This is a genomic window from Nostoc sp. FACHB-892 (genome assembly GCF_014698795.1).
Classification (GTDB): Bacteria; Cyanobacteriota; Cyanobacteriia; order Cyanobacteriales; family Nostocaceae; genus Nostoc.
Genome location: NZ_JACJTR010000116.1, coordinates 1 through 6,086 on the forward strand (window position 1 = coordinate 1; position 6,086 = coordinate 6,086).

The window sequence follows — 6,086 nt, forward strand, 5'->3', positions numbered from 1 at the left end:
TGCTGCATCATAAGCGTTCCAATTCCGAACTTTATACTGGGCTTTCGTCTTCATCGTTGGGCTAGGCGGCAAGAGAATATAGGCGATAGGTAAAATTTACCATTTTCCTTATTCACGCAACAACGCCACCCTAAAGTGCCTCCGAAAAGAGTTGTCTGGGGCAGAGGTGTACACGAAGGTGAAGCAGTAGAATTGCAGGACATGATGCGGCGGTATCCGCTATTGTAGAATTGTAAGTATAAAAAATAACTTTTATTAGTGAACATATACTTCTACAATCGGCATTGAGCAATTCTAACTACAAAAAACGGCCCAAACCACCAACCCCAGCCTACAACGAACCGCACAAATTTTGCTGGGAAGTGTCCAGTTGGAGCATCACTACTAAAAGTGAAGTTTGAGTAATTTAACCAACTCTCATTTTGATACCAACCAACATGCTTACCCCATTCGATTGTATCTCCTTTAACTTCTTCGTAGATTCGCTTCTGTACACTAAATCCAAACTGTTTATTTGAGTATTTCGTCCATAATTGGTCAATTGTGCAAAGGTCAGTACAAGGAAATTTGCTAATTGACTCTGTATCGAGCCAGCCTTGCTTTTCACGACCAGCCGCTTTGAGCATGAGCATTGCTGTTTCTTCATCGGCTAGTTGCCAATCGCTTGCAACCAGTAGCTCATGCAGCCGTGTATAGTCTATATTGGACTCTGACAATAATTTGATTTGAGACACTTACACCTATTGCTGTTGCAGATTCTAGTACTTAGAATAACTGTAACAGTTCGATAATTATCATCGCATTGCTCCCCTATGTCCTTGGATGTCAGCGCTTGGTTTAATTGGGTGATGCGGCAGCGTATTGTGCGATGTCGGGTGAGGTTGTGTATACAGCGTCGGGTGAGGCTGTGGCGGTTACAGAAATGATGCAGCGGTTTCCGATAGGGAATGAGTAGCGATGTTTACGGCAACCCAAAGAGGGAACGCATTTCAACTACTAGCATATTCCAGGACTCGTTCCCACTCCCAACGCGAAGCCGCCTCTACCAGTATTTCTTTACCATTGGTGAATTGGATGAATTCTTGCCCATTATCATCAAACACATCAGCAATCAGCCGATTACGTACATCGTAACCCCACTAAGAGACTGCGGAATTCCACCACAAATGTCGGTGCGGATTGCAGAGCGTGGTAGTTCCATATATTCATCACGCCACGTAGAGCGTTTTCATTGGTCTTGCAAAGCTCGAATGAAAATGACGTTTGGGAAAAAAAGCAATCGAAGGGATTAGTTTATTTACCAGCCTCATCCATCTTTAGCCAGTTAGCAAAGTTCTTTGCAGCAGATAAAATCCTTTAGGAAAAGCAAATTGATATATTGGTAGGTTTTTTTGCAAGTGTTACAGATAAGAAAAATTGGTTCTTTGATGCAGTTATTTTAATTCATTAAACGAGAGTTCTCATTATTAGAGCTATATAGTTATGCCAACCGCGCTCAAAAATATACAACCTAAAAATTTAATTTCAATTGGTTTACTAGTTTTTGTTCCGATTGCCATTGTGGCAGAAAAGTTAGGATGGGATGCATTAATAGTGTTTGGGCTTTCAGCAGTTGCAATCATTCCGTTAGCAGTTTGGCTGAGTCAGGCAACAGAAGAAATTGCTGTAGTTTTAGGGCCTTCTATAGGAGGTTTGTTAAATGCAGTCTTCGGTAATGCAACTGAGCTAATTATTGCTCTAGTAGCTCTCAAACAAGGCTTAGTAGATATTGTCAAAGCCAGTATTACCGGGACAATTATCAGTAATTTACTGCTGGTAATGGGGCTATCTATGTTGCTAGGAGGTTTACGCTATAAGGAGCAGACTTTTCAGCCAATGGCAGCGCGAGTCAATGGTTCGACAATGACACTAGCAGTGACTGCAATTGTACTCCCAGCAATGGTGATTACTACATCTAATGTGGTCGAGCAAAGCGCTATTACTAAGCTGTCTATTTTTGTAGCAGTTATTTTAATTGTAGTTTATGGTTTGACCCTGTTATTCTCTTTGAAGACTCACAGCTACCTATACGATGTTGGGGTTGTAGAACTAGAAGATAAGGTTTCTGAAGACCAAACCACCGAACAAGATAAACATTCTTTGCCAAACTTGAGCCTTTGGGTTGGTATTTTGCTTGCGGCAACAATTGGTATAGCGTTCGTGTCTGAGATTTTTGTTGGTGCGGTTGAAGAGGCAACAAAAGGGCTAGGATTGACACCTTTGTTTACTGGAGTAATTCTGTTACCACTAGTTGGAGGTGCAGCCGAATATGTAACTGCTGTCCGAGTAGCGATTAAGAACAATATGGATTTGGCAGTATCTGTAGCAATGGGGTCGAGTCTACTAGTTGCTTTGTTGGTTGCGCCGCTCCTTGTACTAGTTGGGCAGGTAATTGGGCAGCCAATGGATTTAAACTTTAACTTGTTTGAGGTTGTTGCAGTGATTATTGCAGTGGTCATTGCCAACTTAATTAGTTTGGATGGTCGCTCTAACTGGTTAGAGGGGATGTTGCTGCTAGCAACCTATGCTATATTGGGTGCTGCCTTTTACTTCCATCCAGTTTGAATGCTAATCCTTGTTGCTGTTTAATGTTATTCAAACTTCTTGCCATTTTTTTAGTAAAGCTGATGAAGTTTGGGCAGTGGGGCATTACGATTGTTGATGGGGTGCTGGTGAAGTGGGATACTGTAAAATAATGCTATAAGACCCAAGAAAACCCAAGGAAGTCTGTATTGACTTTGACCAACTCTCAGTCACACCCAACAAAAACTTATGACTAGAGCGATAAATCGACAGTTTCTATTAGCTGCTCGCCCCGTTGGTGACATTAAAGAAAGCGATTTTGAGTACCGAGAAGAGCCAATCCCCAGCCCAAAAGATGATGAGGTGCTGGTACGTACAATATATCTGTCACTAGATCCTACCAATCGGATCTGGATGAGCGATATAGAGCAATATATGCCTCCTGTTGAAATTGGGGAAGTTATGCGTGGTGGGATTATAGGTGTGGTTGAAGAGTCCAAAAATCCCAACTTTAAACAGGGGGATTTGGTATCAGGGATGCTAGGCTGGCAAGATTACGCCATCGCCCTTGGAAACAGTGGTTTTTCGCTGACGCCATTACCTAATCCTCTACCTTGTCCGCTCAACGCATTTACCGGGCCACTGGGAGCTACTGGTTTTACAGCTTATTTTGGGTTATTAGATATAGGACAGCCAAAAGTTGGAGAAACTGTGGTCGTTTCAGCCGCAGCTGGGGCAGTTGGTTCCATTGTTGGACAAATTGCTAAGATCAAGGGGTGTCGGGTAGTTGGTATAACTGGCAGTGATGAAAAGTGCCGTTGGCTTACAGAAGAACTTGGCTTTGATGCAGCAATTAACTATAAAACTGGAGATTTAGAAAAAGCATTAGCTCAAGCTTGTCCCAATGGAATCGATGTGTATTTTGACAATGTTGGCGGAATAATCCTTGATGCCGTCCTAACCAAAATTAATCTGCACGCCCGCCTGCCTTTATGCGGTTTAATCTCAACCTATAATGCTTCAAAGCCTGTTCCTGGTCCATATAATTACAGCCAAATTCTCATGAAACGCGCTCTCGTCCAGGGATTTATTATCTTGGATTATATTCCTCGATTTCATGAAGCGATAGCGGAGATTGGACAGTGGCTAAACCAGGGGAAAATTAAATATGCTCTTGAGATTGTCGAAGGCTTGGAAAATGCACCCAAGGCGATCCTAAAACTTTTCGACGGTAACAAAAAGGGAAAACTGGTTATTAAAGTCTCAAATGAGCCTACCTGAAAAATTTATGGCAGATAATACGTACTATACTTGCTAGTTTTCGCTTTACGGTTGCCAGCCTAGACTGCAAGACAGACTTCGCATTTTTAACGCTACCTGTGTCTGTCTGCCCTACATACTGAGAATGGACAGGTATTGATTATTGGCGATTTACTTTAGAATCTTGACCCGCAAAGAGACTGAAGTTGAACTTCCGGCAAGTCCCGATTCTTTTCCCGACAAATTAACACATCAGCTAACCGTTGTTCGGCATAGAACCGATGAGCTACCCAACCCAAAGGAAGACCAGCCAATAGTCCAACAATTAACCCAATTATCAAGCTAGAAACGAGATTCTTTCTAGTGATAGTATTCTGCGGCTCTACTCTTGCTGACATAATTCCCCTTCAAATGAATAAATGCCTCTATTACAATTATCGCGTCTCCCCAAATTTTTTAATATACTCCACTAACTCTCTGGTATGGCCCCCTTCAAAAATTCGCTCCAAATCCCCCACCCAGGATAAACAATTCTCGCGCTCCGTTACGGCTAGTTGTCGGATAGAGAGGTCAGTTATTTAAAAGTTGATGTTGAGTGATAAATTCGCTAATAAAGAGTATTTTTTGAGATAATTGAGATTGGGAAAATTATTTAGCATTAAAAAAGAATGACTAATTTTTCCAAAAAGTCACAGATTGTTGCTGGCGCTTTAGCCGATAGATTCTAGCTGGATAATTATCATTACTCCATCCTGCTTCAATCTCCTGTGTGTCAATCAGATCCTGCAATGCTTTATCAAGAACACTATAACTACAATCAAATATGTCCTTTAATTCTCCAGCAGTTTTCTCACCAGAACGCAAAGATTCTAAAATAGCCTGATTAATGGGATTCATAATTCTTTCATAAGAATTTATTTAAATATTAACTAGAAAAATTCATCTATTTTGAATAAATCTATCTAAATAGTTAGAAAATTAATAAAAATTTCGATTAGAAATCTACCGATTATATGAGATTACTTCTCAAGTATGACTTTTTATTTCTGATTTATGAGTAATGAATTCTTATTATCAACTCTATCCTCTGAATGTTATTAGTGAGACTCGTTATCAAAAGAAGCACTCCCAAGGAAGCTAGAAAAAGTAACTAGCATCCAACCGAAACAAATATGTTTTTGGGTTTGCCAATCGTATCTCTCTTCTATTATCGGGATTGTGTTAGCTTCAACAATTTCTAATCCCCAGTAGCCCAATGCACTGATGCCAAACAACATAGTGCTGACAATAGACAATTTAGCGATGACTTTGAAAATGTAATTGCTTAAAGTGGGTAGTACCTGAAAGGATTGTCTGTGACGGTGGTGGATAGTGAGTTCACTTGGAGCTACAACCAAAACACGTCTTGGTTTTTGTTGAATGAGTTGGGAGACAACTTGTTTGTTATCAGTCATGGGTGGAACCAAAGCTTGTTGGTTGTAGCTAGATTAGTTTCAGTAACTATATTGTAAACTTTTGTTAGGTAGATGTGGTTAAATTTACATAAAATTTCCATATTCAGAAAAGATATTCTAATGGTTAAGTGATGTCATACGCAAAAACCCAGAGGACAAACAAGCGATTAAGCTGAAAGTCAGTTAAAAATATCCTCCAATGCATACCGCACTGGGGGATATTATCAATCTGCCTCAGAGTAATAAATAGGAGCTACATGATCTAATACAGATTCATCAGCGATAATCTGTGTTCGGGTGCTAACTGATCCTACATGTATATCCAAGTCTGGGATATCAATTCCTAGCTGGTCAGATATGTCTCTTATTTTTTGGTATTGAGAATCTATTTCGGCTAGACTGTGGGTAGAATGCCCATACCCCTCTGACTCCCAAGAGGTAACAATTATCTTTACCATAGCTTTATTCCTTATTGAATTCTGGAATTTTCTCACAATATTTTCCGCCAAGCTGATTTACAAATGTCGCCAGAAGTTTTTACTGATAGTCTTGAGACTAATTACCTTGGGTTCTGCTGCTTCAGGGGCATGACCAACAGCCACCGCAGCAAGTGGTGCAGGTGTCGTTAACAGGGAATTGAGTAATTCCATTGGCTTTGTTGCGTGAATGAAAAAAAGACATAGTAATCCGATAGTGGAGTAGTATTAGTTTTCTACTTTGTAACTGTCCGGCTTGCCTAACTGGATCATGCGGTTAAGCGCAGCACATTGGAGAAATAATTCAACAGCTTGATTATCAAAGAAACGTCGT

At 40.5% G+C, this 6,086-nt stretch carries 8 protein-coding genes and 1 pseudogene; 2 read left to right on the forward strand and 7 right to left on the reverse strand.

All coding sequences use genetic code 11. From position 1 onward, the window contains the following. Nucleotides 1–272 precede the first annotated feature (272 nt). Nucleotides 273–734: a GUN4 domain-containing protein gene (locus H6G96_RS39885; protein ID WP_190920079.1), complete on the reverse strand. Its 462-nt coding sequence runs from the start codon at nucleotides 732–734 to the stop codon at nucleotides 273–275. Between the two features lie 748 nt (nucleotides 735–1,482). On the opposite strand from H6G96_RS39885, the gene cax reads away from it, so the two are divergent. After that, complete coding sequence (gene cax / locus H6G96_RS39890) at nucleotides 1,483–2,604, forward strand: calcium/proton exchanger (RefSeq protein WP_190920082.1); 1,122 nt, start codon at nucleotides 1,483–1,485, stop codon at nucleotides 2,602–2,604. Between the two features lie 207 nt (nucleotides 2,605–2,811). Further along, nucleotides 2,812–3,843 (forward strand): NADP-dependent oxidoreductase, encoded by a 1,032-nt coding sequence (locus tag H6G96_RS39895; RefSeq protein WP_190920084.1) that lies wholly within the window; start codon nucleotides 2,812–2,814, stop codon nucleotides 3,841–3,843. Nucleotides 3,844–3,998: 155 nt separating this feature from the next. On the opposite strand, the gene H6G96_RS39900 is transcribed toward H6G96_RS39895, so the two are convergent. The 6 genes and pseudogenes from H6G96_RS39900 to H6G96_RS39920 form a co-directional block, all read right to left on the reverse strand. Further along, nucleotides 3,999–4,220: a hypothetical protein gene (locus tag H6G96_RS39900; RefSeq protein ID WP_190920086.1), complete on the reverse strand. Its 222-nt coding sequence runs from the start codon at nucleotides 4,218–4,220 to the stop codon at nucleotides 3,999–4,001. Between the two features lie 274 nt (nucleotides 4,221–4,494). Then, nucleotides 4,495–4,719 carry a hypothetical protein gene (locus tag H6G96_RS39905; protein WP_190920088.1) on the reverse strand — a complete coding sequence of 75 codons (225 nt, stop codon included), beginning with the start codon at nucleotides 4,717–4,719 and terminating at the stop codon, nucleotides 4,495–4,497. Nucleotides 4,720–4,919: 200 nt separating this feature from the next. After that, a complete protein-coding gene (locus H6G96_RS39910; RefSeq protein ID WP_190920090.1) occupies nucleotides 4,920–5,276 on the reverse strand; it encodes a hypothetical protein in 357 nt (118 codons plus the stop codon). A gap of 224 nt (nucleotides 5,277–5,500) precedes the next feature. Beyond that, a complete protein-coding gene (locus H6G96_RS39915) occupies nucleotides 5,501–5,734 on the reverse strand; it encodes a hypothetical protein (protein WP_190920092.1) in 234 nt (77 codons plus the stop codon). A gap of 57 nt (nucleotides 5,735–5,791) precedes the next feature. Next, on the reverse strand, nucleotides 5,792–5,926 hold the full coding sequence (locus H6G96_RS42790; protein ID WP_277933116.1) for a hypothetical protein: 135 nt from the start codon (nucleotides 5,924–5,926) through the stop codon (nucleotides 5,792–5,794). Nucleotides 5,927–5,980: 54 nt separating this feature from the next. Beyond that, nucleotides 5,981–6,086, reverse strand: a pseudogene (locus H6G96_RS39920) (IS5/IS1182 family transposase); the annotation flags it as partial.